General features: G+C 54.7%; 29 protein-coding genes and 2 tRNA genes. 19 read left to right on the top strand and 12 right to left on the bottom strand.

The window, feature by feature from the left end; genetic code table 11:
- The first annotated feature begins 152 nt into the window (after nucleotides 1-152).
- The 7 genes from Q8R39_04220 (at nucleotide 153) to Q8R39_04250 (ending at nucleotide 8684) form a co-directional block, all read left to right on the top strand.
- Nucleotides 153-1766, top strand: coding sequence for a lamin tail domain-containing protein (locus tag Q8R39_04220; GenBank protein MDP3735604.1), 1614 nt, complete (start codon nucleotides 153-155; stop codon nucleotides 1764-1766).
- Between the two features lie 20 nt (nucleotides 1767-1786).
- Entirely contained in the window at nucleotides 1787-3151 is a 1365-nt protein-coding gene (locus tag Q8R39_04225) for a glycosyltransferase (GenBank protein ID MDP3735605.1), read from the top strand.
- Between the two features lie 164 nt (nucleotides 3152-3315).
- Complete coding sequence (locus Q8R39_04230; GenBank protein ID MDP3735606.1) at nucleotides 3316-4464, top strand: glycosyltransferase family 4 protein; 1149 nt, start codon at nucleotides 3316-3318, stop codon at nucleotides 4462-4464.
- 317 nt (nucleotides 4465-4781) lie between these two features.
- Nucleotides 4782-6113 (top strand): glycosyltransferase family 4 protein, encoded by a 1332-nt coding sequence (locus Q8R39_04235; protein MDP3735607.1) that lies wholly within the window; start codon nucleotides 4782-4784, stop codon nucleotides 6111-6113.
- A 91-nt stretch (nucleotides 6114-6204) separates the two neighbouring features.
- The gene (locus Q8R39_04240; GenBank protein MDP3735608.1) at nucleotides 6205-7050 is read left to right on the top strand and encodes a hypothetical protein; all 846 of its coding nucleotides are present in this window, start codon (nucleotides 6205-6207) and stop codon (nucleotides 7048-7050) included.
- Between the two features lie 57 nt (nucleotides 7051-7107).
- Nucleotides 7108-7437, top strand: coding sequence for a hypothetical protein (locus Q8R39_04245; GenBank protein MDP3735609.1), 330 nt, complete (start codon nucleotides 7108-7110; stop codon nucleotides 7435-7437).
- A 125-nt stretch (nucleotides 7438-7562) separates the two neighbouring features.
- A complete protein-coding gene (locus Q8R39_04250; GenBank protein ID MDP3735610.1) occupies nucleotides 7563-8684 on the top strand; it encodes a glycosyltransferase family 4 protein in 1122 nt (373 codons plus the stop codon).
- 46 nt (nucleotides 8685-8730) lie between these two features.
- Here the strand turns inward: Q8R39_04250 and Q8R39_04255 are convergent, their stop codons facing one another.
- Nucleotides 8731-8892 carry a hypothetical protein gene (locus tag Q8R39_04255; protein ID MDP3735611.1) on the bottom strand — a complete coding sequence of 54 codons (162 nt, stop codon included), beginning with the start codon at nucleotides 8890-8892 and terminating at the stop codon, nucleotides 8731-8733.
- A 125-nt stretch (nucleotides 8893-9017) separates the two neighbouring features.
- On the opposite strand from Q8R39_04255, the gene Q8R39_04260 reads away from it, so the two are divergent.
- Entirely contained in the window at nucleotides 9018-9992 is a 975-nt protein-coding gene (locus Q8R39_04260; protein ID MDP3735612.1) for an NAD(P)-binding domain-containing protein, read from the top strand.
- A 304-nt stretch (nucleotides 9993-10296) separates the two neighbouring features.
- On the opposite strand, the gene Q8R39_04265 is transcribed toward Q8R39_04260, so the two are convergent.
- The 3 genes from Q8R39_04265 to sodN form a co-directional block, all read right to left on the bottom strand.
- The gene (locus Q8R39_04265) at nucleotides 10297-10530 is read right to left on the bottom strand and encodes a hypothetical protein (GenBank protein MDP3735613.1); all 234 of its coding nucleotides are present in this window, start codon (nucleotides 10528-10530) and stop codon (nucleotides 10297-10299) included.
- Nucleotides 10527-10835 carry a hypothetical protein gene (locus Q8R39_04270; protein ID MDP3735614.1) on the bottom strand — a complete coding sequence of 103 codons (309 nt, stop codon included), beginning with the start codon at nucleotides 10833-10835 and terminating at the stop codon, nucleotides 10527-10529. The genes Q8R39_04265 and Q8R39_04270 overlap by 4 nt, the downstream gene beginning before the upstream one ends.
- Nucleotides 10836-11102: 267 nt before the next feature.
- Nucleotides 11103-11573 (bottom strand): superoxide dismutase, Ni, encoded by a 471-nt coding sequence (gene sodN, locus Q8R39_04275; protein MDP3735615.1) that lies wholly within the window; start codon nucleotides 11571-11573, stop codon nucleotides 11103-11105.
- A 134-nt stretch (nucleotides 11574-11707) separates the two neighbouring features.
- On the opposite strand from sodN, the gene Q8R39_04280 reads away from it, so the two are divergent.
- Nucleotides 11708-12574 (top strand): VIT1/CCC1 transporter family protein, encoded by an 867-nt coding sequence (locus tag Q8R39_04280; GenBank protein ID MDP3735616.1) that lies wholly within the window; start codon nucleotides 11708-11710, stop codon nucleotides 12572-12574.
- Between the two features lie 66 nt (nucleotides 12575-12640).
- Here Q8R39_04280 and Q8R39_04285 read toward each other — a convergent pair whose 3' ends face one another.
- Nucleotides 12641-13591, bottom strand: coding sequence for an NAD-dependent epimerase/dehydratase family protein (locus tag Q8R39_04285; GenBank protein ID MDP3735617.1), 951 nt, complete (start codon nucleotides 13589-13591; stop codon nucleotides 12641-12643).
- A gap of 249 nt (nucleotides 13592-13840) precedes the next feature.
- Nucleotides 13841-14614 (bottom strand): NTP transferase domain-containing protein, encoded by a 774-nt coding sequence (locus Q8R39_04290; GenBank protein MDP3735618.1) that lies wholly within the window; start codon nucleotides 14612-14614, stop codon nucleotides 13841-13843.
- A 260-nt stretch (nucleotides 14615-14874) separates the two neighbouring features.
- On the opposite strand from Q8R39_04290, the gene Q8R39_04295 reads away from it, so the two are divergent.
- The 6 genes from Q8R39_04295 to Q8R39_04320 all read left to right on the top strand — a co-directional run bounded on the left by Q8R39_04295 (nucleotide 14875) and on the right by Q8R39_04320 (nucleotide 18233).
- Entirely contained in the window at nucleotides 14875-15756 is an 882-nt protein-coding gene (locus Q8R39_04295) for a ComEC/Rec2 family competence protein (protein ID MDP3735619.1), read from the top strand.
- A gap of 96 nt (nucleotides 15757-15852) precedes the next feature.
- Nucleotides 15853-16269 (top strand): hypothetical protein, encoded by a 417-nt coding sequence (locus Q8R39_04300; protein MDP3735620.1) that lies wholly within the window; start codon nucleotides 15853-15855, stop codon nucleotides 16267-16269.
- A 135-nt stretch (nucleotides 16270-16404) separates the two neighbouring features.
- A tRNA-Ile gene (locus tag Q8R39_04305) sits at nucleotides 16405-16479 on the top strand.
- Nucleotides 16480-16625: 146 nt separating this feature from the next.
- A complete protein-coding gene (locus tag Q8R39_04310) occupies nucleotides 16626-17309 on the top strand; it encodes a hypothetical protein (protein ID MDP3735621.1) in 684 nt (227 codons plus the stop codon).
- Nucleotides 17310-17472: 163 nt separating this feature from the next.
- The gene (locus Q8R39_04315; protein ID MDP3735622.1) at nucleotides 17473-18054 is read left to right on the top strand and encodes a DNA-3-methyladenine glycosylase I; all 582 of its coding nucleotides are present in this window, start codon (nucleotides 17473-17475) and stop codon (nucleotides 18052-18054) included.
- Between the two features lie 50 nt (nucleotides 18055-18104).
- A complete protein-coding gene (locus Q8R39_04320; GenBank protein MDP3735623.1) occupies nucleotides 18105-18233 on the top strand; it encodes a hypothetical protein in 129 nt (42 codons plus the stop codon).
- Between the two features lie 18 nt (nucleotides 18234-18251).
- Here the strand turns inward: Q8R39_04320 and Q8R39_04325 are convergent, their stop codons facing one another.
- The 3 genes from Q8R39_04325 to Q8R39_04335 form a co-directional block, all read right to left on the bottom strand.
- Complete coding sequence (locus Q8R39_04325) at nucleotides 18252-18605, bottom strand: type II toxin-antitoxin system PemK/MazF family toxin (GenBank protein ID MDP3735624.1); 354 nt, start codon at nucleotides 18603-18605, stop codon at nucleotides 18252-18254.
- Complete coding sequence (locus Q8R39_04330) at nucleotides 18565-18813, bottom strand: hypothetical protein (protein MDP3735625.1); 249 nt, start codon at nucleotides 18811-18813, stop codon at nucleotides 18565-18567. Before Q8R39_04330 ends, Q8R39_04325 begins: the two co-directional genes overlap by 41 nt.
- Before the next feature lie 68 nt (nucleotides 18814-18881).
- Nucleotides 18882-19745 carry a DHHA1 domain-containing protein gene (locus Q8R39_04335; protein ID MDP3735626.1) on the bottom strand — a complete coding sequence of 288 codons (864 nt, stop codon included), beginning with the start codon at nucleotides 19743-19745 and terminating at the stop codon, nucleotides 18882-18884.
- A 287-nt stretch (nucleotides 19746-20032) separates the two neighbouring features.
- On the opposite strand from Q8R39_04335, the gene Q8R39_04340 reads away from it, so the two are divergent.
- From Q8R39_04340 to Q8R39_04355, 4 genes are all read left to right on the top strand, one after another.
- A tRNA-Leu gene (locus Q8R39_04340) sits at nucleotides 20033-20116 on the top strand.
- A 32-nt stretch (nucleotides 20117-20148) separates the two neighbouring features.
- Nucleotides 20149-20733: an alpha/beta hydrolase gene (locus tag Q8R39_04345; GenBank protein MDP3735627.1), complete on the top strand. Its 585-nt coding sequence runs from the start codon at nucleotides 20149-20151 to the stop codon at nucleotides 20731-20733.
- Between the two features lie 13 nt (nucleotides 20734-20746).
- Nucleotides 20747-21196, top strand: a complete 450-nt coding sequence (locus Q8R39_04350; GenBank protein ID MDP3735628.1) for a hypothetical protein — start codon at nucleotides 20747-20749, stop codon at nucleotides 21194-21196.
- Between the two features lie 32 nt (nucleotides 21197-21228).
- Entirely contained in the window at nucleotides 21229-22815 is a 1587-nt protein-coding gene (locus Q8R39_04355; GenBank protein ID MDP3735629.1) for a Mur ligase family protein, read from the top strand.
- On the opposite strand, the gene dxr is transcribed toward Q8R39_04355, so the two are convergent.
- From dxr to Q8R39_04370, 3 genes are all read right to left on the bottom strand, one after another.
- Entirely contained in the window at nucleotides 22812-23969 is a 1158-nt protein-coding gene (dxr, locus tag Q8R39_04360; GenBank protein ID MDP3735630.1) for a 1-deoxy-D-xylulose-5-phosphate reductoisomerase, read from the bottom strand. The two genes, Q8R39_04355 and dxr, sit on opposite strands and share 4 nt — an antisense overlap.
- A 177-nt stretch (nucleotides 23970-24146) precedes the next feature.
- Nucleotides 24147-25019: a laccase domain-containing protein gene (locus Q8R39_04365; protein MDP3735631.1), complete on the bottom strand. Its 873-nt coding sequence runs from the start codon at nucleotides 25017-25019 to the stop codon at nucleotides 24147-24149.
- Between the two features lie 66 nt (nucleotides 25020-25085).
- Nucleotides 25086-25703 carry an isoprenylcysteine carboxylmethyltransferase family protein gene (locus tag Q8R39_04370; protein ID MDP3735632.1) on the bottom strand — a complete coding sequence of 206 codons (618 nt, stop codon included), beginning with the start codon at nucleotides 25701-25703 and terminating at the stop codon, nucleotides 25086-25088.
- Nucleotides 25704-25779: the final 76 nt, after the last annotated feature.

The following is a 25779-nucleotide window of genomic DNA, read 5'->3' on the forward strand; positions in this document are numbered from 1 at the left end:
ATTTTCGGCTGCGACTTCGTAAAGTATCGCAAAATGATCCTCGTCGTACTTCGAGTAACGCGTCGAATCATTTCGCTCACTTTCCTCGTCTCGCTCAAAAATCAGAAATTTCGCCACGAAAGGGGTTTCGAAAGAAGTCTATTTTTGCCGCGATGGTACTGCTCGGCGTGCCTATAAGCGTGCTCGCGCAGGTCTCGATTGTTGAGATTATGTATGACCTTGAGGGGTCCGACAGCGGCCGTGAGTGGGTGGAGGTATTTAACGGCGGCGGCAGCGACGTTGACCTTTTCGATTGGCGGTTTTTCGAGGGAGAAACGAACCATAAGCTCACTACTGTCCAAGGCGGGAGTGCGCTTGCGCCGGGCGGCTACGCCGTCATCGCAGATAACGCGACGCAATTTTTGGGAGACCACGCGGGTTTTTCCGGTGTGCTTTTTGACAGTTCGTTTTCGCTCGGCAACACCGGCGAGTTGCTTGCACTCCGCGATGGTGCGCTTGCGGACACTGACTCAGTTACTTACTCGAGCGAGTGGGGTGCCGTAGGTGATGGACTCTCGCTTCAGAAAAGTGGTGGAAGTTGGATTGCGGCTTCTCCGACACCTGGGGCGGCGAACGCGACGACGCCTGTGCCCGCGCCGACTTCTGGCGGCGGGTCTTCAAGTGGGGGTAGTAGTGCAGGGACGGGTGGGTCATCTGAGAGTGGTTCAACGCCGCCTGCGGGCGGCGGGACGAGCAGTGGTAGTACAGGAGGCGGCTCTCTATCTGCGGCCAAGCCCGAGATCAGCGCCCGCACGAGCGGTCCGAGCGCGGTCACTGTGGGGGCGCTTGCCGAGTTTAGAGGAGAGGCGATCGGATTCAAGGGCGAGCCGCTCGAGAACGCGCGGTTAATCTGGAATTTTGGCGACGGATCGAGCGGTGAAGGCCGCGCCGTGCTCCACTCGTGGCGTCACCCGGGGGAATACGTCGTGGTGCTCTCTCTGGCCTCGGGTGAATACACGGCGACGGCGCGTCTTACGGTACGCGCGGCGGCAGCAGCGCTTACGATTAGCGCAGTCGCGGAGGGGGCCTCCGGATTCATTGAATTGACAAACGAAGGGAAGCAGGATGTTGACCTCTCAGCGTGGCGGTTGCATGCGGGGGAGAGACACTTTACGTTTCCGAAAAATACGATCCTTGTGGCCGGTGCCGCGCTTCGTTTTGGGGCTGAGACGACGGGACTTGTGGTTGCGCGCGGCGAGCAAGTTGCACTTTTGTACCCAAACGGCTCGATTGTAGTCGAGTACAAGTGGCCTGCGTTTCCGAGCGCGGGCGTTAGTGTGGACGGGAGTGCGGCTTTCATTGGGGCAGTCACGGAGCGTGTCGTTGCGGCGGCTGCGTCATCGGCGTCGGCGACCGATGCTCAAACCACGTCGCGTTCGCCTGCATCGCGCCAGCCGACGCGGCCGTCGAGCGGGCGAGCGCCGACCGTGGTGCCGTACATCGCCCCCGAGCCCACGACGAGTGCGCGAGAGAGTTCGACTACGAACACCGACGCAGCGTCGGCGGCTGGCCTTACAGGAATCGGTGCGCTTGATTTGCCTCCGCCAGCCGCTGGCTGCGAGGGTGCCGCCGGCGGTGCGTTTTTTAGCGGCAGGCTCGGTATGTATCTCGCTGCGCTTGGCGGACTCACCGCGCTCGGCGTTCTCGCTTTCCTCGCCTCGCGCGCGAGAGCGCTTGAGGTAGCGCCGGTGAGTGAGGCGGACGGGTACGAAATTGTGGAGGAGTAAGACCCCTCGGCACACTTCGCATGAAAACGACACTTGTTACCGGCGGTGCCGGATTTGTTGGCTCGCATCTGGTTGAAGCTCTGCCCTGTTGTCAAACATCCAATGTCTGCCAGCGCTCTGGCAGACATTGGATGTTTGACAAGGTTGACAATAGCGCGCCAAAACGTATTCTCATATTTTCCCTCGCGTACCTCCCTTTTGTCGGCGGAGCGGAGCTTGCGGTGAAAGAAGTTACCGATCGCATTGCGCCGGGGGAGATTGAGTTCGACCTCGTGACGTTGCGGTTTGATGGTGCACTGTCGTGCGTTGAGCGCGTGGGGAATGTCACGGTGCACCGGCTTGGGTTTGCACGGCGCGGCGCGACGATAAACGATACATTCCGCTTTCCGCTCTCGCTGAATAAAATACTGTTCCCGTTTCTTGCCACGTGGAAAGCGTTTCGCCTGTATGGTACGCGGCGCTACAGCGCCGCGTGGGCGATCATGGCGAACCAGGCAGGTTTCGCCGTGCTTTTTTTTACCTGGCTCTGCCCGCGCGTGCCGTTCGTGCTCACCCTCCAGGAGGGCGATCCGATCGAGCACATCCTGCGCCGCGTCGGCGTCATGCGGCCATTGTTTAGGCAGATTTTCCGCAGAGCCGCGGTGGTCACCGCGATTTCAAAATATCTTGCTGAATTCGCGCGCGAGATGGGAGCGCGAGGAAAAGTTGAGGTGATACCGAATGGGGTTGATTTGAGAAATTTTCAATTTTCAATTTTCAATTTTCAATCAATTTCCAATGATTCAATTTTCAAACACGCCGGGCCTAACACCCTGCGCGGGCGCCTTGGTCTTGCCGATGACGATCGGGTGGTCATCACCGTCTCGCGTTTAGTTGAAAAGAATGGCGTGGATACACTGATCGAAGCAATGAGATTTCTACCAGAGAATGTAAAACTACTCATCCTCGGCGCCGGGCCGCTCGAAGAGCTTCTAAAAGCTAAAAGCTATAAGCTAAAAGCTCGCGTTAAATTCCTCGGCCACGTCAATCACGCAAATCTTCCGGAGTACCTCTGGCTCGCCGACGTCTTCTGCCGCCCCTCGCGCTCCGAGGGTATGGGGAGCGCATTTATTGAAGCAATGGCCGCAGGAGTACCGGTCGTCGCAACGCGCGTCGGCGGCATCCCCGATTTTCTGCGCGATGAGGAGACCGGCCTCTTTGCCGAAGTAGATAATCCTGAGAGCGTCGCGGCGCAGATCGCGCGACTACTCAAAGATTACGAGCTCTGTGAGCGCATCAGAGTGAGCGCGCGCGAGGTAGCCGAGCGCTACGATTGGAATACGATCGCCAGTGAAATGGCGACGCGTGCGTTTTTTTATCGTCGAGTGAACGATGACTATTTCTAGCATCACCGTCCAGTCTCCTCCGTCATAATAACTATGCGGCCGCATAGTTATTATGACGGGACGGGAGTCGGCCGTCTTTTGTGGAGGGGCTTACGTCGTCGTGGTAAGTAACTGCAGCGGGGAAAACATTGTATGATTTAGGGAAAGGCGCGCCCTTTGGGGATATGTTCAAATTGCTTATTGCGACACCGCTGTATCCACCGGAGATCGGCGGGCCGGCGACGTTTACGCGGTTTGCAGAGGAGGAGTTGCCGAAACGCGACGTTGCGGTGGCGGTTGAAAAATTTAGCGATGTGCGCCATCTCCCGAAACCTATACGGTATATCGTATACTTTTGGCGGCTCGTTCGCGCGGCGGGGAAGGTTGACGTCGTGTTTGCGCTCGATCCGTTTGGGATCGGGCTGCCGGCCTTGATTGCCGCGCGGCTTCGGGGCAGGCGTTTTTTGGTGCGGGTGGTGGGAGATAGGGCGTGGGAAACGTATGCTTCCCGAATGCAAAAATCAAAAATCAAAAATCAAAATGACAATGTAAAATTTAAAAATGTTGACGAATTTCAATATGAAAATTTTGGTTTAGGCATTACGCTGCGGCGGTGGGGGCAACGATTTGTTGCGCGACGGGCGGAGCGGGTGATTGTGCCGAGTGAGTTTTTGAAGCGGATTGTCTCGATGTGGGGCGTGCCGGAGGAGAAGATGAGCGTCGTGTACAATTCCTTCGAGCCGCCGCAGGAGAGTGAGACGAAAGATGAAGCGCGGCGCGCGCTCGGGCTCTCAGGGAGTATTATCGTGAGCGCTGGGCGTTTGGTGCCGTGGAAGGGTTTTTCTGCGCTCATCGAGATCATGCCGCAGATCGTTCCCGACATTCCGGACGCGAAGTTAGTTATTATCGGCGACGGGCCGGAGCGGGAGCGATTACGATCTCAAAGCGCAAAGTGCAAAGCACAAAGTGTCGTTACGCTCGCGGGCGCACTGCCGCAGAACGAGCTGCATCGCTACATCAGAGCCGCCGACGTGTTTGTGCTCAATTCCGGCTACGAGGGTTTTTCTCACCAGCTCCTTGAGGCAATGGCGCTCGGGACGCCTATCATTGCGAGCGACATTCCCGGCAACCGCGAGCTTATCGAAGATAGCCGCAGCGGATTTCTCGTGGGCTACAATGACGCCGACGCCCTCTTGGCGGCACTGCTTCGTGTGCTTCGTGAAGAGCAGGTCGCGGTCGGGCTTGTCGGCACCGCACGTGAAAAGGTCGCCGCATTCAATCGTGCGCGAATCGCAGAGCGCCTTGTCCAGGTTCTCGTCGAGAGCACCGTGTAAAACGCGCTTGCTGCATGTTGCATGCTGCTTGCTGCTTATTTATGAAAGTCCTCATGATTTCAACCGACCGGAGCATTCTTGTGCCGGGGAGCGCGGCGCGAGAGCGGATGCGGGAGTACGGCCGTATTGTCGACGAACTACACCTTGTTGTTTTTGTTAGGCAGAAAAATTTTCAATTTTCAATTTTCAATTTTCAATCAATTTCCAATGATGCAATTTCCAAAAACGTTTTCGTGTATCCAACACATTCTTGGAGCAGGTGGCTGTATGTTTTCGATGCGTATCGCTGTGCGAAGCGTCGTATTGGAAATTGGAAATTGGAAATTGGAAATTCTCGTGATCAGCGGTGGCTGATCACGAGTCAGGACCCGTTCGAAACCGGCCTCGTCGGCGTGCTTCTCAAGCGGCGTTTCGGCGCGGCGCTTCAAATCCAGGTACACACGGACTTTTTGAGCCCGCACTTTGCGTGGCAGTCGCTGCTCAATCGCGCCCGCGTGCGTATCGCACGCTTCACGCTTCCTCGCGCCGACTGCATTCGCGTCGTCTCCGAGCGTATCCGACAGTCGTTGTCAAGGGTCAAATGTCAAATGTCAAATGTCGCCACCCTCCCCATCTTCGTTGACGCCGCTCGCTTCAGCGCGCGACCTGACGAGGTGGCGGTTCGCGAGATCCGGGCGCGCTACGCACAGTTTGGCCGCCTGATCCTCATGGTCGGCCGTCTTGCGCAGGAGAAGAACATCGCGCTTGCGATCGAGGCGATGCGAGATGTCGTCAAGGCACATCCGCGCACCGGCTTCATCGTTGTGGGCGACGGGTCAGAAAAAAGCCGTTACCAGTTACCAGTTACCAGTTACCAGTTACAGAATAATGTAATTTTTGAATCTTCCGCCGCTGACCTTGCGCCTTACTACCACGCAGCTGATATCTTCCTCCACACCTCAAACTACGAAGGCTATGGTATGGTATTAGTTGAAGCGGCGGCAGCGGGTTTGCCGATCGTAACGACCGACGTCGGCATCGTAGGGGATATACTCCGCGACGGCGAGAGTGCGTTCGTCTGCCCGGTCGGCGACCGCGCGTGCATCAGAGAACGGCTGCTGCGGCTTCTCGGCGACGAGACACTTCAGATACGCCTCGGCAGCGCAGCGCAGGAGGCGGTGATGCGACACGCGGTGAGTAAGGAGGAGTATGTGCGAAAATATCAGGAAACGTGGGAGCGGTGCGCTACCTCTAGGGTTTTAGAAAAAAATGATGAAAATATGGACTACACTGGCGTGATCATCGAAGAAAGTCTGGAGAACAAAGACGTCCTCAAAGAGGTGCATATTTCTAGCACAAAAATTGAGGAGGTCACGGCAGAACATAAAACTCCATGGATAAAACAGTGGACTTTACACACCGTTAAAATTTCAGAAAATCAGGCCGATAGTGTCGCGGGGAAAATCAGTAAAGCGCTCGACCGCAAACATCCCTGGTATGCAGACTTCAAAAACAACGCATCTCACTTCGTTATTTTTCGCGACAAATTTTTCAAAGTTGATCGGAGCAAAAAAGAGCAGTACGATGACGTGGCGAGGTTTGGCGTTTCGTTAGGGATTCCAGACTACCAGCTCGATTTTTCGCCGCAGGTTAAAGAATGGGAAAGATAGGCGACAATTTTTAATGCCGCTCTGTAATTGTCGTGGGATTTTCGCGGGCGATCGTAGCCCCTAGTTACCAGTTACTGATTACTAGCCCCCTATGCTAATCGGCTTCATCGGCCAAGGATTTATAGGAAAAAGTTACGCCGACGATTTTGAGCGGCGGGGGTTTAGCGTGGTGCGCTACGCGCTCGAAGAGCCGTATGTGCAAAATAAAGAGGCGATTAAGACGTGCGACGTTGTCTTCGTCGCTGTGCCGACGCCGACAAAGCACGATACCGGCTTCGACGATTCCATCGTGCGCTCGGCGCTCGGGCTTGTCGGCGAGGGAAATATCGCTGTGATAAAATCAACGATTCTTCCCGGGACGACGGAGCGGCTGCAAAAAGAGTTCCCCAAGATTACCGTGCTCCACTCACCGGAGTTTTTGAGTGAGGCGACGGCGGCAGAGGACGCAGCGCATCCGGTGTTTAATATTATCGGCGTGCCGGAGGGAGATGTGCGAGGGCGCGAGGCCGCCGAGCGCGTGATGGCGACACTGCCGCAGGCGGGATACAGCACAATTTGCACTGCGCGCGAGGCAGAACTTTTTAAGTACCTACGAAATTGTTTTTTCTACACCAAGGTTGTGTACATGAATCTGCTCTACGACGTGGCACAGGTCCTGGGCGCAGACTGGAGTGCGCTTCGCGCGATACTTGCGCGTGACCCATGGATCGCCGAGAAGCATCTCGATCCGGTGCACAAAAGCGGCCGCGGCGCCGGAGGAAACTGCTTCGTGAAAGATTTCGCGGCGTTTGCCCAGATTTACGCTTCTCTCCTTCCTGCTGACGAGGAGGGTCTGACCCTCCTCAAGGCGCTAGAAAATAAAAATATCGCGCTGCTGCGCGAGAGCGGCAAAGGGCTTGAGCAGATTCGAGCGGTGTACGGCGTGACGGGGGACTAGTAATCAGTAACTGGTAACTAGTAACTGCGGACGCGACGTTTGATTACTGGAGCGAGAATGCGTTATGCTGAAGTCATGTGGGGAGTTTTACTCGCGCTCGTTGTTGCCTTTGAAGCGGCCGCCGATGTATTCGCAAAGTCATGGTCCGTGAAAGGCGGCGTTGTCCTTGCCGCGACAGCACTCACCCTCTATGTCGTAGACAATACGTTTTGGCTCTTTGCGCTTCGCGGCGGCGCAGGGCTTGCACGCGGTGGCATTCTATTTTCCGTTGCTTCCGCCTTGCTGGCCGCCGTCATCGGCGTTTTCGTTTTTCGCGAAACGCTTACAACGACCCAGACCCTTGGCATCATCGTCGGACTGGCTGCGGTCGGCCTTTTGTCGTGGTAACAGCGAAGCGTAATGGCATGTGCGGTTGGTGTACGGAAACGACATTTGACCATTGACCTTTGATATTTTGACACGGTCAGCGCTGCTCGATGTTTTTGCCCCGTACGTCAATGATCAAAGGTCACATGTCAAAGGTCCGCACCCATCTCCTCATCGTCACCCAGAAAGTTGACCGCGCTGATCCGGTGCTCGGCTTTTTTCAGGCGTGGATCGAGGAGTTTGCACAGCACTGGGAGGCGATCACGGTGATTTGTCTTGACGAGGGCGAGCGCTCGGTGCCGCAGAACGTGCGCGTGTTTTGTTTAGGGAAAAGCAGCATGCAGCAAGCAGCATGCAGCAAGCAAAACGTGCGTGTTGTATATTGCTTGCTGCATGCTGCTCGTCGCTTCGTGTATACCGCGCGTTTCTTGCGACTTATCATCGGTACACACCGCTCGTACGATTGCGTTTTCGTGCACATGAACGCCGAGTATGTGGTGCTTGGTGGTATCTTCTGGCGGCTTATGGGGAAGCGGGTTGCGCTTTGGTACAACCACCCGGCGCGGAGCATGAAAGTGCGCGTTGCGGCGCAGCTTGCGCATCGTATTTTTTATACCTCGCCGCAATCGTTTACCGCTCGATATCGGAGAAAGGCGCGGCAGATGCCGGTGGGGATTGATACGGAGCAGTTTCGTCCGGGAAGGAAAGACACGAGTGCGCCGCGGCCGTGCTCGATTTTGATACTCGGGCGGATTTCCGTTTACAAACGACTCCACGTGATGATAGGGGCGCTAAAGCTCGTGCGTGAGCGCGGCGTTCATTGTGTTGCCGACATTATCGGCAGTGAGATTCCGGGCGAGGAAGATTATGCTGCGAAAATGCGCTTGGAGGCACGCGAGCTTGAGCAGGACGGCTTCATCCATTGGAGAGCAGGGGTGCCGCACGAGAGGACGCCGCAGCTCTTTCGCGAGCACGAACTTTATATAAATGCCTCGCAGGCTGGCAATTTTGATAAAACGATTCTTGAGGCGATGAGCTGTGAGACGATGGTGCTCACGTCAAACCCGGCGCTTGCCGAGGTCCTGCCGCTCCCGTGCCGTTTTACTGAAGGCAACGCCGATGAGCTGGTGAGCAAAGCGCGTTATCTCCTCGCGTTGCCCGAGGTTGAGAAGCGTCGCATCGGCGCGCTGCTTCGCGAGTATGTCGTGGAGCACCACACACTTGCCGCGCTTGCAGCGGAGGTGCGGCGGCAGTTCGACGCTCTGTGATGAGCGGAAAGTAGAGGCCCCGCCAGAGTGGCGGAGCTTTGGGGTGTTAGACGGGCATGCGCTTGACGACATAGAGGAGCATGCCGAAATGGGAGTCTGCGTAGACGATATCGAACCTGTGTCGCTTGAGGAGCGCGTCGAAGTCGTCAGGTTTCCAGCACGCAGCGAGCGTGCGTCCAAACTCGCTCGACCGTCGTCCTTCATGCATGCCACAGTATTCTCCTTCAGCTGGTCGCAAGTCAAATGTGCATGCGCGTGTGAGCCGTTACATATGCTCTCATAGAGGGGTTTCAGAAGCAGGAGGGAGTTTGAGCTCTCAATGTTCAATGTTGTATGCATACAAAGGAGGGCATTATGGATACAGGAAAAAAGAAACCGCTCATTGGCATGATTGGCATGGGCTGGGTCGGCGCGAACGTCGCGCGGGCGATAGGTGAGCGCGGGTATACCGTCATTGCGTTTGATACAGATAGTCGGAAGCCGTACGCGCACAACCAGCGTCGCATTGAAGCGTGCGATATCGTTTTTGTTGCTGTGCCGACACCGACACGGCTTACAGACGGTGGCTGCGATGACTCGTGCGTGCGTGACGCGCTTCAGCACGTCGGGAGCGGCAAGATCGCGGTGGTCAAATCGACGATTCCGCCTGGTGCCTTGGACGCGCTGCAGCAGGAACATTCGGACAAGTTCCTTTTCCACTCGCCTGAGTTTCTGGCTAAAGCAAGCGCTGCATACGACGCCGTACGTCCGACGCGAAATGTAGTAGGGATACCGGACGGTGCGACGAGCGCACACCGTGCCAAGGCAAACGAGGTGCTTGCCGTGCTGCCGCCGGCGCCCGTGACAGTCATATGTTCGGCGAGAGAGGCCTCGCTCATCAAGTATCTGAGCAATTATCGCCTATACACGCAAGTGGCATGGTGGAATCAGAGTTATGATATTGCGAAGGAATTTGGTGCGAACTGGGAGACGGTGCGACGAGGTATTGCTGCCGACCCGCGTATTGGCGCTGCACATAGCGAGGTATATGCGGACGGGGGACGCGGCGCAGGAGGCGACTGTTTCATCAAAGACATTGCTGCGCTCCGGCAGTTTGTGACAGAGCCGCTCGGCAAGAATTTCGACGTCTATGCGCTTATCTCCGCCGTTGAAGACTACAACATTGCCCTGCTTCGCGCGAGCGGCAAAGACCTCGATAAGCTCGTCGCGGTGTATGGGCCCGAAATACTTACAGCGGCTGGCCAAGAAACAGAACTGGTAACTGACCCCGCTACGGTTGCTGCATCCAAGACAAGAGTGCGTCTTTAAACAGGCCTCGGTTTTTTCGCAGGAGTTTTGAGTGACCTAATGCGGGCTTGCCATGGCCTGGAAACAAGGGTGCCCCGACAGTGACACACTGTCGGGGCTTTGTTTTTTTGTTTGTTGCTGTCTTAGAAACTCACCTTACGCAACCATGCATTACTGTGTGAAAGTATCTGTACTCGTCATTGCGAGGGCGCAGCCCGAAGCAATCCAGAGTATAACGACATGATCCTGGATTGCTTCCGGCCTGCTGGCATGCAGGTGCTTCGCTCGCAAAGACGGAAAGAACAGTCGTGATGCGTAAGGTGAGTTAGAAATCCTCGACGACTTTGCCGCTGAGCCATGCCAGTGGATAGAAGATAAAGAGCGGCGCGGTGACGGCGAGGAGCACGGCGTTCAGCACGCGGTGTTTCTTTTTCTTGATGATTTTTTTGAGGAGGCCTTCCCACCACTCGCAAAAGCACCACATGCCCACCGCGAACGGCGTGAGAAAGATGGCGAGGAGCAGCTTCCCTATTTCTTTGAGCGCGCTGAGCAACGTCATATTTGTACCGTATCACATGCACGTAAAAATGCGCGCGCGAGTACGCCGTGGACAGCGTTACGCGGAACGGTATACGTCGCCTCGCTCCACGACAGCGTACTTGCGAGCACGAGCGTGTCGACATTCTGCTCGGCGACGCGTTTGACGACATACAGTATGCACGATTCACCTATTGCCGCGCCCGAAACGACGACAAAATCACCCACACGCGCTCGCCGGAGCGACGTGGCCCAGTAAGTTTTCCCGGGGACGAGGCAGGGCCAGCAGGAGAGACCGGAAACGCGGACTCGAAAAATTGGCAGCATGCAGTATATATCCGTTACTCGAATTTCCAAATTCCAAAAAACAAGCTCCAAACCAAATAAATTCCAAGCTCCAACCAACAAGCTCCAAACAAATTTCAAATTCCCATGCATCAAATCTCAAACACGCACGTCGTGTTTGGAAATTGGATTTTGAATATTGAGACTTGTTTGGAAATTGTTGGTTGGAAATTGGAGCTTATGCGGGCTTCGACCATGGCGCTGCATGTTGTTTACTGCTTGCCGCATACTGCTTGCTGCCAGGCCGTGTCAGTAAAGTGTATCAGTGATCGTTTTATACGCCTCATATTTCTCCGGCGCGCCTTTAGTCTCGTAGAATATGCGCGCGATTTCGTCGACACCAGCGAGGAGCGCGACGGCATCTTCGGTGTGCGGATCTTGCTTGAGCTTCGAGGCGAGTTTTATGGTTTTCCAGAAAAGCTCATGGAGGTTCGGATATTTCTCAAGGTGCTCGGGTTTGAAGAAGTCTGACCAAAGGATTTCAAGTTCGCGCTTCACGAGCTCGGCATGTTGCTCCTTGATCATAATGCGCCGCATGAGAGCGTTGTGATATGCGTTGATTGCGAGCATGTCGTTTTCATCTCCGGGCAGCGGCAGCGTATCGAGCTGCTCGACCATGCGCGCAACCGTTTTTGCGGCAATTTTCGCCGGTGTGGGATCGTAGATTCCGCACGGGATGTCACAGTGCGCCTCGGCGCGGATCGTGTGGATGAGTTTCATAGACGTTCTCACTAAAGTTACGCGAATAATGGTAAACGTAGTATAGCAAAGCCGAGCATGGCACGGAAGCCCGCGAGGAAGTGGACGTCGCTCTGCTGCGCGCGCAGCCGCGGCGAGATGCTATACTGCCTCTAATGACGCCAGATTTTTTTGCCCACCACCAATATCGTGATTACGTGATTTATACCGCGCTTGCAAGACGCGAGCGTAATCCGGAGTTCCGTCGGATTCTCGAGCTCCTGATTGGCCAGGAGTACACCGACTACGAGTTCTGGAAACAGTTTGCAACGCAAAAAGAGTTCCGCGTGCGGCGGCTTGATGTTGTGTTTTACCTGCTGCTGCGGCGGCTCTTCGGCCTCACGTTTACCGCGAAGTTTCTTGAGGGACGTGAGCGGCTTATGATCGAGCGCTACGAGCGCTACATCGCGGGAGTCAAAGATGCTGCGCTCCGAGTGCGGATGGAGGAGGTGCTCGCGCATGAGCGCGAGCACGAGCGGTACTTCATCAACCAGGTGAGGGAGGGAAAAGTGGAGTTCATGTCGAGTATCGTCTTGGGGCTTAATGACGGCCTGATCGAGCTCACCGGTGCGCTCACCGGTTTCTCTTTTGCGCTTGGCACGACGCGCCTCGTTGCCGCGGCCGGGCTCATCACCGGCGTCGCGGCGTCGCTCTCTATGGCCGCAAGCGCATTCCTCCAGGCCGAGTTTGAGGCAGGGAAGCGGCCGCAGAGCGCCGCGCTCTACACCGGCGTCTCGTACCTCGCGGTCGTCGGCATCCTCGTCGCACCGTTTTTCTTTTTCGGCAGCGTTTTTTCGGCGCTCGCCCTGATGCTTACGAGCGCCGTCGCGATCATCGCCGCGGTGTCGTTTTACACCGCCGTGATCTTCGGCCGCTCCTTCGCGCGCCAGCTCGGCACGATGCTTTTCTTCAGCCTCGGCGTTGCGGCAGTTGCATTCTCGATCGGGTTTCTTTTTCGTACACTCACAGGCGTTACGGTATAAGGGTGGCAGTTTGCGAGCGTACCTTTCCCCTGCTCTAGTTTTCGTCGTGTTGGCTGCGGAATGTTGTTAGTTTTTGGCCGAGTCTTGAAACCAGCGAACTGTTCTTGCGAGGCCCTCTTTGAGCGGCGTGCGTGCTCTGAAGCCGAGGAGGCGTCGGGCTTTGTGTGTGTCCGCACGGGTGGCGCGGACATCGCCGATGCGCGGCGGTCGACGCTCGAGCTCGAGCGGCTTGCCAGTCGACCTCTCAATAAGCGAGTGCAGATCAGAGAGCGAGACGCTGGTGCCGCCTGCGACGTTGATTGCCATGCCGGAAAAAGGTTTTGCGGCGCGCATCGCGAGGATGTTTGCCTCGGCTACGTCGTCAACGTAGCAGAAGTCGCGTGACTGCCCCCCGTCGCCTTCAAGGTAGGGTGTTTTCGCGCCGTTTGTAAAGAGTGTTTCGAGCCATGCGGCAATGACGGTCGAGTACGGCGAGTCGCCGTGCTGCCCGGGGCCGTAGACGTTGAAATAGCGCAGGCAGACCGTGTCGAGTCCGTAGAGCTTGCTCCATTGTTGGCAGAGGAGCTCGCAGAGGTATTTTTGGAGCGCGTAGGGCGAGCGGGGGTTTGCGGGCGTGCTTTCCCTCGTCGGAAGTTGTGTCGTGTTGCCGTACACGGACGATGAGGAAGAGAATATGAAGCGTTTGACGTGGTGTTTTGCGGCTGCTTCAAGAAGCGCGATTGTGCCCAAGACATTGGTTTCCGCCGTTTCGTGCGGGTGCTCCACCGAATACGCGACGCGCGGGAGTGCCGCGAAGTGGAAGATATAGGAAGGGGAGTGGTTTCGAAACACACGCGCGAGAAGCTCGCGGTCGCAAATTGAACCGCGATAGAGCGTGGCGTCCTGAGGCACCACTTCAGCGCGGCCGTTTGAGAGATCGTCAATGCCGATAACTGGCACGCGTGGTCGTGCCCTCATGAAGCGCTTCGCGAAATTACTGCCGATAAAGCCGGCGATGCCGGTGATGAGGATAGACATGGTTTACACAATGTTTACACAATTTCCAATTTCTAACTTCTGATTTTTGAGTACGGACTTACCTCAATTCGAAATCAGAAATTAAAAATCCGAAGTTGCGTTAGCAAAATTCGAATTTGCGTCAGCGGTTTGCACAATTTTCAATTTTCAAGGGCCCAATTTTCAAACACGACCGTCGTCGTTATTGAGTCATTGACACATTAAAAATTGATTGAAAATTGCAAAATTGAAAATTGGAAATTAAGTGATTTAGGCATTGACGACATCACTGCGTCCGGAGAAAAGCGAAGCGCGCACATTTGAGACTGTCCGGAGCTGCTCTGGCGTGTTGACGCCGAGGACTTCTTCGGGGAGCGCGGCGGGCAGGGCGAGAATAGAGCGGCCGCGCCCGGTGAGCACGCGCACGGCGTCAGTGAGATAATACTCGCCGTTTGCGCTGTTCGGCCGGAGGTTTTTGAGCGCAGAAAAGAGCGCTCGCGCACGATAGCAGTAGGCGCCCGCGTTGATCTCGCGGATCTCTCGCTCCTCCTCAGTCGCGCTTTTCTCTTCTTCAATCCGCACAACGCGGCCCGAGGCGTTCCGGACGATGCGGCCGTAGCCGGTTGGATTATCGAGGAGGGCGGTAAGAAGTGCTCCTGTCGCGCGTGCCTTTCGGTGCGCGACAAAAAGGCGCGCGAGGGTCTCGGAGCGGATAAGCGGCGTATCGCCGTAGCGGATGAGGACGTCACCGTCAAATCCTTTGAGGAGGCTCTCGGTAATGGAGACCGCATGCCCAGTGCCGCGCTGTTCCTCCTGTCTTATAAACTCAATAGGAAGCTCCGAGTACGCACGCACGGCCCCGGCGACTGCCTCGGCCCGATAGCCGACGACGAGAATGACGCGCTGGGGTGCGAGCGGCACAATGGCTTCGAGCACATGCGCGATCAATGGCTTGCCATCGAGTTCGTGGCAGACTTTCGGGATGTCGCCACCCATACGGGTACCTTTACCCGCCGCAAGGATTATTACTGCAAGGGAGCGCATAGAAAATATGCACTTTCTGTAACTTCGCACGCCTGTGCGACGCTACATGCCTGGGCGCTACTCTCGCGAGCCCGCGTGAGATACAATGCTTAGGCCCCGTCCATAAATACCTTCCCCATCTCGCACTCACTGCACGCCCTTATCGAGCATCGTGCTCAATCGCGAAATCCTCATCGTATCTCGATACGTCTCGGATTCGCTCATTCCGCGCCAAGCTGCATCAGGCCATGCACTGAGCACGATATTAGGGGAACTTATTTATGGACGGGGCCTTACTGATGTTCGTCGGCTTTAAGAAAAATATTCGCTCCTACGCACTCGTGGCGCTTTTTGCCGTGACCGTCTTTGTCTGGTACGCCGCGCTCCGCGAGGAGCGCGGCGGCGTGCTCTCCGTGGCATTCCTCGACGTAGGGCAGGGCGACGCGGCCCTGATTGAGAGCCCGACTGGCCGCCAGGTGCTCATTGACGGCGGGCCGGGGAGGAGCGTGCTCCGCGCCTTGGGGCGCACTATGCCTTTCTTCGACCGCTCGATTGACGTCGTAATTGCAACGCACCCAGACCAGGACCACATCGGCGGGCTGCCGGAGGTGCTTGCGCGCTATCGCGTTTCGCATATCCTCGAGCCGGGCGTCGCTGCGGACACGGCCGTGTACGGTGCGTTTGCAGAGAGCGTCCGAATCGAGGGTGCGGAACACATACTCGCACGGCGCGGGCAGAAAATCGAGCTTGGCGGCGGGGCGTACCTCGACATTCTCTTCCCGGACCGCGACGCAGGCGGCCTCGAGACGAATACCGCCTCTGTCGTTCTAAAGCTCACCTATGGCGCGACCTCATTCCTCCTCACCGGCGACTCGCCGAAGCAAATCGAGGAATACCTCGCGGCGCTCGACGGCGAAGCGCTCGACGTTGACGTCCTAAAGGCCGGGCACCATGGCTCGAAGACGTCGACGTCAGACTACCTCCTCGGCCTTGCCTCGCCTGCCTATGCCGTGATCTCGGCCGGGCATGACAACCGCTACGGCCATCCGCACCGGGAGGTGCTCGACGCACTGGCACGTTTCGGAGTCAAGCCCCTCGGCACGTATGAGCGAGGCACCATCATTTTTGAGAGCGACGGCAGGGAGGTGCGGCTGAAGAAATAGGGGCGAGAGAACGATTGACATATATTAAAGTGCGTGCTACACCTGACATAGGGGTTTTTCGATAGCCACGCCACCTTACATGTGGAGGAATCATCGATGACGTTTTATGTTGTCAGACAGTATGGTGGTTCAGAACGTCGCCTCCAGGGAGTTTTGGTCGTTAGAAAATCAGAGTATTTTGTTATGGAGGCTTTGATCTCTGAGTGTCATGATACGCGCTTAAAACGCGTAAAAGAAGGACCTATCGCTGATCGAGCGCATGCTATCGAATTTGATTTAGGGCCTGAACGCGACTTTATTCCTCCTGCACTTCAGGAAGTATTACGACGTGCTGTCGACGACGGGTGTATGTTGAAATGGATGGTGGTCGACGAAAATCCTAGATTATTTTTCAGTCGTTGGGATGGGCGTTACAGTACCGAACGCGCCTTTACCGAATGGGAGGAGGTAGGAAAACAAGATGGAGGGCTAGAGGTCGTTCGAGATTATGCAGAAGAGGTTTCTCGATCGTAAACCGTAGAAAGCCTGCCGTATCCCTGTGCTCGTGTTTGTCTCACGAGCACAGGGCTTATTTTTTCATGCTTCAATTTGCTAATCAGCGAGGATTTTGGTTTGATAAAGCACAATGCATACCTCTCTGGTGTGCGCGCGAGCGTAGTTCAGTGGTAGAACGCTGACCTGATAAGTCAGAGGTCGAAGGTTCGATTCCTTCCGCTCGCACCAGATAGGAAAAGTCAAAGCATTTCGGAAAGGCGGCGGAGCCGCACCGCTCAAAACCGCAAAAGAACCTGGAGAAAAACATCGGCTCGCCTGCCCGCCTCTGGAGGGAACCATATTTTAATTTTGGGGGAAGAAAATTTTTTAATCCTATGAATAAGAAGGTTACTTTTTTTATAGGTTTATTAGGATATATATTCGCGGGAATAATAGCGCGATTAGTTTTTAGTAAATCTTCTTTTTATCCAGGGTTAGGATTACAGACTGCCGACTACTCAATTGCCAATTTAGCTTTTCTATCAATTATTCCCGCGATAATTTTTGTATTGTTTTTTTTCATTTTTCATTATCTATTTAAAGATAGAGAAAATATTATTTTAAAGTCAAGCGGTTTTATTTTAGTATTTTCTTCTATCTCAATTTATATATGGCGTACACTTTTAGTTTTTGGAATAGGTAGTAATGATCTTCCTATCGATCCAATAATAGGATTATTGGGATTTGTTGGAACGCTTACGACATTTATTTATCTCTCCTATCATTCTCTCCGTCTTTATAAAAGTAGCAGCCGTTTATGGGTAGCCGAACTGATTGCATCAATAGTTGTTTTAGTATCAGGGACTATTTTTAGTGCTTCTGAGTTGTCATATGTAGGTCTAGTCTTACTACCTGCGAGCCTCGTATTTTTCCTATTTTCTTTTTTCACCCTACTTATTAAATCATGGAGAGAAACACATAAGTCATCATTTTTCTTCTCTATTCTTGGTCTACTCGTCATAATTTTCTCAACAGGGCTAGTTTTTGTCATTAAAGTACTTTCCGAATGTTGCCACTGATTATTAACAACTTTTAAGATGGGTCGCCGCCAAAGAAAAATTGGAAATTGTTATCGGTGCGGCTCCGCCGCCTTTCCGAATTTTCGCGGGGGGATTTCTTCGCCGCCGCAGGCGGCGAAATGCGTTCGGACTAATTTAAGTAAGAATGCTGCATGACGTTGTTATGCTTGCTACGATTTTAAAATCGAAAAAACGCTGTTCGTGGGTTGGAAATGATCTGCCGATGCAGCAATATCACGATGAGGAATGGGGCGTGCCTACCTACGATGACCTGAGGGCATTTGAATTTCTTGTACTTGAAAGTGCCCAGGCAGGATTAAGTTGGCGCACAGTTCTCCACAAAAGAGAAAACTATCGAAAAGCATTTGCAAACTTTGATCCACAAAGAGTTTCTCGTTTTTCGAGTCGTGATGTTGCGCGATTGTTAAAAAACTCTGGCATTATTAGAAACAATGCAAAAATTAATGCAGCCATTAATAATGCACATCGGTTTGTTGAAGTACAGGAAGAGTTCGACTCCTTTACGGCATATTCATGGGGGTTTGTTCATAACGAACCAATAAGACACTCTATTCGAGGAATAGCTGATTATCCAACGATAAGCGCTGAATCAGTTGCGTTTGCTGCCGATCTGAAAAATCGCGGATTCAAATTTCTCGGCCCGACGATCATGTATGCTCACATGCAAGCCGTCGGCATGGTGAATGATCACATGATAGGATGTTTTCGTCGCACACGCGTATAATTCGACTACCATCTTCTTTCGGCGACGGTAGCCGAGTACGATGTCGTTTTATGAAAGGCGAGTATGTACAAGAGAAAGCGCGACCGCGGTCGGCACGGAGGCCGCCGCGGCTCGAGTGGAAAGTCGCGCGACGCGGCTCACGGCCGGTGCGGAAAGCACGTGCAATAGAGACGAAGTAGCGGCGGCAGTCGTGCACACTACATGCCGAGCGCGCGACGAATGCGCGTGTCGACTTCGGCCATATCGGCACTGCTTAGTCTGCCTGGCGCATAGCGTACCAAGCGCGGATCGAGCGTTGCCAGTTTCGCGCGGACCCACGACGGTGCAAGGAGGTTTGCCTGTCGCCAGTCTTTGAGCGCGTAATCGAACCGCGTGGCATGCCGCATTGAGGTAATCATGGCAACCGTGAGATCGTCAGTTGCGTGTGTGAACGCAGACACGCTCACCACCACAGCGGGCCGTGTTTTGGCGGTCGAGAGGTCGCTAAAGGGGAAGGGGATGAGGACGACATCACCTCTGCGGTACATCGTAGATTTTTTGCCAGTTGTCATAGAGGGCGTCCTGTGGATTGTCCCAGTCGGCAGCGAAACTCGTCGCGGCGAGCGAACTCCACGCGGTGTCGTTCGCTACCGGGACTGTGTGTAGGCGATCGTCTGACGTGCGATTGCGGCGGAGCAAGCGCACCACTCGATGAACGAGCCGTACTTGATCAGAGCGGAGATCGCGGACGTCTATTGTATTGTGCGTGGTCGTTTGCATAACATGCGCATATCATAGCAAACGATTGGGAAAGGGCAACACGCAGGCGCGTACGCCGACTCGGCAGTTCAGGGCAGTTCAAGCATCGCGACGAATTTTTCGATTGGCACGCTTGCGCCGGAGGCATTGCGGTGCCCGCCGCCGCCGAGGAGAGTGGCGAGATCGAGCGCTGACGGGTTCTGCCCATCGGCGCTCCTCACGCTAAAATTGACGACCGCCCCTTTGAAGCGAAAAATGGCGACCGCGGAGTCGTGTTTTTTCGAGAGCGCATGCCCGAGCTCGGATTCAAAGTAGGGCGAATTGTAGCCCGGTACACGGTGCTCTCCTACACGGAGCCATGTCGGATCGCGGCCCTCGGCAAAGTGCGAGATCAGGGTGTCGGCGTAGCGGGTCATGTGCTCTCCGGCCGCAATAAACGGCTCGAGATTGCCACCGAGGAGCTCAAGTACGCGCTTGGGCTGGTTCATGAGCGTCGAGAGGTGCATCAGAAGATGGCGCGTGCGTTGTCCGAAGCTAAAGCGCCAGAGGTCATTATCTTCGACGAGCGTGATGAGTTCCGTCACGGGCTTCTCGGGAAAAAAGTGGTGCCACGCGAGGGAGGCACCGGAGCGTTCGTTATCAAAGACGAAAGTGAAGTTTTCGTGTTCGCGCGCGAGCTGCTCGAGGGTCTCTTTAATGCCGATGTGGTGATCAATCGTGACGACGCTTTTTGCATGTGCGAGAAGCTCCTGCACGCCGACCGCAATGTCAACGGTGTAGACTTCTGTGTCTGCGCTGACACGCCCGAGGAGGTTCTCGAGCTCGGAGTGTGAAATGTCGTGGCCCACCGGATGGAGCTCGATGTGCGGAAATTTTTTGAGCAGCACCGCGGCGGCCGCAGTGCCGTCCGTGCAGTCTTTGTGATAGAGGCCGATAGTGTGAGGGTGGTGCATATAAGCAAAATTCGAAATCCGAAACAAATCGAATTTCCAAGCAACCAATTTCCAAATTTTCAAATCTCAAACACGAACAACGTTCGGGTTTAGAAATTGGAGCTTTGAGATTTGGAAATTGTCTTCCAAATTGATTCCTTGGAGCTTGGAAATTCGGGCATTGCCTGTATTTTGTGCTTCGATATTCGGATTTAGTGGGCTGAGGCATCGGACGCCCCACAATTTTGTTGTTCAGCGCAAAAAGTGCCAACTAAAACGAATTTTGCTAGAGTATAGCATAGTCTTTCGGGCACGTGGCGGAATTGGTATACGCGCTACGTTCAGGGCGTAGTCCCCGCAAGGGGTTGGGAGTTCGACTCTCCCCGTGCCCACAAACGCGAATTTTTCCATTTGTTTACGTTGTATGGATACTTTGAAACAAAACTGCATAATTATCCACGGCTGCCCATCAGATGCGGAGAAGGCGATGAATCCCACAACCAGAACATACGACAAGCACTGGATTCCTTGGGCCAAAAAGGAACTAACGACACTGGGCATAAAAACAGAAACGCCGCTCATGCCGAGTCCTTGGGAGCCGGACTATGAAAAATTTAAATCGGAGTTTGAAAAATATACAGTGGGAGAAAATACCACCGTGGTCGGCCATAGTTGCGGAGCGGCCTTTTTGGTTCGGTGGCTCGGAGAAACGAAGAGAAAAATCTGCAAACTTGTGCTTGTTGCTCCGTGGAAAATCTCTGACAAAGATGACGCGTTCCGGAAAGCATTTTACGCATGCCCCATCGACGAGACGATAAAATCGAGAGTCAGCAAGGTTGTGATGTTTACTGCCGACGACGAGGAAAGTGATGGAAAAGAAAGTTTACGAATTTTTCACCGCGCATTAGGCGGTGAAATTATCGAATTGCAAGGGCACGGCCACTACACAATGAATGACATGGGAACAGAGGAGTTCCCCGAATTACTTGAAGCAATGGTTGGGAAGTAATCAAGGCACCGTTATGAACGAAATCCCCCATATCGAACACGTCTGGTCGCAGCTGTGTCAATTGTCCTCGGTGGACCAGGACACGAATAGCGTGTCGCTTTTTCATCTGATTGAAGAGCTGGCGATTGAGCGCGCGAAAAGTGCGCCGCCTCCGCCTGAGGGGGGCGTCGTGATCCCCGTCGCCTGCGAGCTTGTGACGCTCTGGCATAAGCGCTCCGAGGGGCAGCACGTGATTGCCGACGTCGAGGTGGCGCTCTTTGATCCTCAAGGGGCGCGGCTTCAGAGTGTGATCTACAAACTCGACATCGCGCCGCAGCATAGTCGTACGCGTTTTCGTCTCAAGATGAATGGGCTCAAGATTACCACTGCGGGCACATATTCGTTTGCGGTGAATATCCGCGGCCCGAATGAGACGCAGTTTGTTGAGGCCGCCCGCGTGCCGCTCGGGGTGCGGATCAGCTGAAAGGCCACTATAGTTCGCTTCTCCACTGAACCATGGGTGACTACAGCGCTTATTTTCGCGGCAAGCAGATTACGCTAATAGGCCTGGGGCTTCTTGGGCGCGGTGTTAATGTGGCGAAGTTTCTTGCGGAGTGTGGGGCGGATATGCTCGTGACCGATTTGAAAACGAAGGATCAGCTTCAGCCGTCGCTTAAAAAACTCGCGCGGTTTAAGAATATTCGCTTCGTGCTCGGCGAGCACCGACTCGAGAACTTCCGGGGTGTCGACATGGTGATCAAGGCCGCGGGCGTGCCGCTTGATTCGCCGTTTATCGCCGAGGCTCGCTCACATGGCGTGCCGGTCAAAATGGACGCGTCACTCTTTGCCGAGCTCGCGCCGCCCGGCGTGCTTCTTGTCGGCATTACCGGAACGCGCGGGAAGTCAACGACGACGCAGTTGCTCTACGAGGTGCTAAACGACTGGCGTAAGGTATTAGGTGTTAGGTATCAGGTTGGCGGACGTTCCGGCCACGAACTCCCCAGTTACCAGTTACCAGTTACCAGTCCCTCGCGGTCACATCGCGTCTTCCTCGGCGGTAACATCCGTGGCATGGCAACCCTGCCACTCCTCAAAAAAGTCCGCCCTGGCGACATCGTCGTTCTCGAGCTCGACTCGTGGCAGCTTCAGGGCTTCGGCGAGGCGAAGATCAGTCCGCACGTTGCGGTTTTTACGACATTTTTCGATGACCACCTTAATTACTATGATAGGGACCGCGGACGTTATTTGAAGGATAAGGCAAACATTTTTACATACCAAAGTGGCGTAAAAAATTTTCAATTTTCAATTTTCAATTTTCAAACTCGGCCAGTATTGATTGTGGGCGCACAGGCGGCACCTTTGATACGCAAACATTTTGCGGAGCACGCACAGCGGATGAAGGTGGTGCGGCCGAGCAATGTACCGAAAAATTGGAAGCTCGCGATTCCTGGCGAGCATAATCGCGCGAATGCTGCCTCGGCGCTCGTGGCGGCGGATGCACTTGGTGTGCCGCGTTCGGTCAGCAAGCGCGCTATTACTTCTTTTCATGGTCTCCCCGGTCGCCTCGAGCTCGTGCGAGAGCTCCGCGGCGTCAAAATTTATAACGACACGTGTGCGACGACTCCGGAGGCAACGATCGCCGCGCTCCGCGCGCTCGGCAGACTAAGCAGCAAGCAGCAAGCAGCAAGCAGCAAGGTCCATCGGATAATTCTTATTATGGGTGGAGCGGACAAAGGGCTCGACATGTCGGGGCTGCTCAAGGAGATTCCAAGGTATTGCAGAGCAGTTATTTGGCTTCCGGGTACTGGCACAAATAGAATTATGAAGCATGAATCAAGAAGCATGGAAACGGAAGCAATAATTCATTATTCCAAATTCTTGATTCAAGAGATGTACACAACCACACTGAGCGCGGCAATAAAGCAGGCGGTCCTTGTCGCAAGGAAGGGGGATAGTATTCTCTTCAGCCCCGCCTTCGCCTCATTCGGCATGTTCAAGAATGAGTACGACCGGGGAGAAAAATTTAATCGCGCGGTAGCGGCCCGTAAAGACACGACCCGCGCGAAGGCGCGGGTCAGTAGAATGCAACATAACGAATCTTAAACACGTAACTTGGTGAGCAAACTGCGTGCTTGCTGCTCCGCCCATTCAATCGCGCTGAAAAGCGACACCACATCGTTCGCTTCGTACGGCGTATGTAGTCGCATCACGCCTTGGATACCGAGCGGAATCTGGTGAAATCCAATGGAGCGGTCGAGAAATGCCCGCACAAAAACATCATTCGCCGCGCACATCACCGCTGGCATGGTGCCGCCGATTTTCGCCGCCTCGTAGGCCAGACTGACGCACGGGAAACGATCGGTATCGCATGGCTCAAAGGTGAGTTCTCCTGGTGCGTCAAACAATGAAAATTTTGTTGCGTTGTGTACGGGGCGCCGCTGTGGGTACAGAAGCGCGTACTGAATGGGAATACGCATGTCCGGCACGCTCAGCTGGGCAAGGGTTGTTCCGTCTTTGAATGCCACCATGGAGTGGATGATTGACTCAGGGTGAACCACTATATCTATCCGCTCCGGAGGAATCTCAAAGAGATGCATCACCTCAATCACCTCAAAACCCTTGTTCATCAGCGTTGCTGAGTCAACGGTGATCTTCGGACCCATTTTCCAGGTGGGGTGCTTGAGGGCCTGTAGAGGTGTCACGCGCTCGAGTTTTCTTTTGGGGGTTTTGCGGAACGGCCCCCCTGAAGCCGTGAGGATAAGTCGTGCGACTGATTCTCGCGGCACTCCCTCGAGGCACTGAAAGATGGCGCTCGGTTCCGAGTCCACCGGAAGGATCCACGCCCCGTATTTTTTTGCGGTTTCCATCGTGAGGACTCCAGCCGCGACCATGGTTTCTTTGTTCGCGAGCGCCATGTCCTTTCCTTTTCCGAGCGCGGCAAGAGTGGGCTTGATTCCAGCAACCCCGACAATGCCGTTGACCACGAGATCGGCCTCTCCGAGAGTCGCGAGTTGTGCAAGCCCCGCTTCCCCCACAAACACCGGGATTGATACCTCCGGTATTAAAATTTTTGCCTGCGATGGATCGCTGACCGCGACGACTTGGGGCCGAAATTCCTTGATCTGTTTATACAACAGGGCGATTTTTTGGTGCGTGGAAAGAGCAACTATTTCGAGCAGATCAGGGTTATTTCGCACCACATCAAGTGTTTGCGTTCCGATAGAACCGGTTGATCCTAAAACGGTAAGTTTTTTCATCGCTTTTCCCTTGCGTTGGCTCGCGGGTTTTTAATTGTGTCTGTGGTGTATAACCACGCTGCGCCAAAAAAGGAGACACGGGTTAGTTGAATAGAGCCTGACGACATAGGAGTCGTTGTAAAAAATACGGCCGCCTGTAGAGCAGGCGGCCGTAGACCGTTCAAGCGTTCTCCACCCTTACCGCCGGCGGATGACAAGCACTCCATTGCGGCCGTCGTGCTGGCCCAGGCTCACGGCGCGGCGGTGTGACCACCACACGTAATCGTTATCCGCGTCGAGGGCGCTATAGGTGTCGGTGCCGTCTGTAGCTATGTTCGATGGCTCGATGTCACGGTGCTGAAATTGTGCCCGGATGATTTCCGGTATTGAGAGGCAGCCCGATGCGGGGTAACCACCACTCGCTAGGTGGCCGCAGGTAGCGTAGAAGTGTGCAAGTATGGCCTTGTTGGCCACAGCGTAGCGCGGATGGCGTGGGTCGTGAGTGAAGTGTACCGGGCCGATACCTCCGGCGACGAACACTTTTATCTCAGCCGAAATGCCTCTACGTATGCCATTTATTATCGCGTCAACAACGCTTGCCGATCGCACTGTGGGCTCGATGTCGCCGACGATAGCAGCGCGGTTAAAGAGGGAATCTCGTCCGGCGTGCGCCGCGATGACCCAGTGCGTTGCGGTGTTGTACGCGACTATAACGTGGCAGTCCGCGACAGAAAACCATGCGCCCGAGTGTGGCGGGAGCACGCACCCCTCTGCCAATGGGCCACGGAGCAGTGCGAATTTGCTGTTGGCGAGCGAAATGCGCTCGGTGAAATCCTCGCTCTCGCAGATAGCTGCGTTAAATCGTGAATGGTCAGGCGCATACACCGTATCGATGCCTGCCTGAAGTGCGACGTGGCGTAGCTGCGAGAATTGCTCGAGTGCTTCCGCGTGTTCGAGTTCCTCTTGCCGGCGCACCGCATCAATACGCCAATCAACGTCAGCACCATTACGGCCGAAAAGGCGTACCTCAACCTTGCCGTCGAACGGCGTGAAGATTGCGCTGGGGTTCATAGGGTTCGATCGATTTCCGAGCATATTTTTTCTCCTCGTCTCTAGGCGTGTGTGACATGTACTTTGTTACCATTTCCAAAAGAAGCGCGGTACGCTTTCGTAATACCGTGCGTACTCGGGCCCTTTCATCTCACGAAGGAGCGTCTCCTCGCGCGCGATGTTTGACCGGACGTAGCAGTAGGTGAGTACGCCGAGCAGAAGTGCGGCGACGTTTTGTAGCAGCAACACGAGCGCGAATGCCTCGGCGAGTGAACCGCAATACATCGGGTTGCGACTCCATCGGTAAAGTCCGCGCACCGTCACTTTTCCTTCGCGAACAATCGGCCCCTTGACTGCATTGCTCCAGTTCGCGCCAAGCTCCCACTTCGCACGAAGCTGAAGCACGATTGCCGCGATAAGAAGCGCAAGTCCCGCGAGGCAGAGCGCGTCATCTTCTGCAAAAATGCCCACAGGAATGGCCCTCAATGGACGAAGCACGCTCACAAACAACCACGGTGCAAGAGAACGAACAATGAGTGCGCCCCACAACAAGAGGAGTGCTCGTTCTTGAACCCAAAGCCATGGTACTTGTCGGTGCTTTTCGACACGCCCCTGTACTATTTTTTTGGAGAGCCACCACCTGCCAGTCCTGAGGACGACAAAGAGCGAAACGATGATAACGAACAACGTTGTGTTTTCGATCACGGTTTTCTCCTCCGTGTGAGTGACTGCGAAGATTCAACTGTCCGCGCTTCAAACTACTACAGTTGCCGCCGGAGCA

The sequence above is a fragment of the bacterium genome, assembly GCA_030697645.1.
Lineage (GTDB): Bacteria > Patescibacteriota > Minisyncoccia > Phycocordibacterales > VMGT01 > JAUYPI01.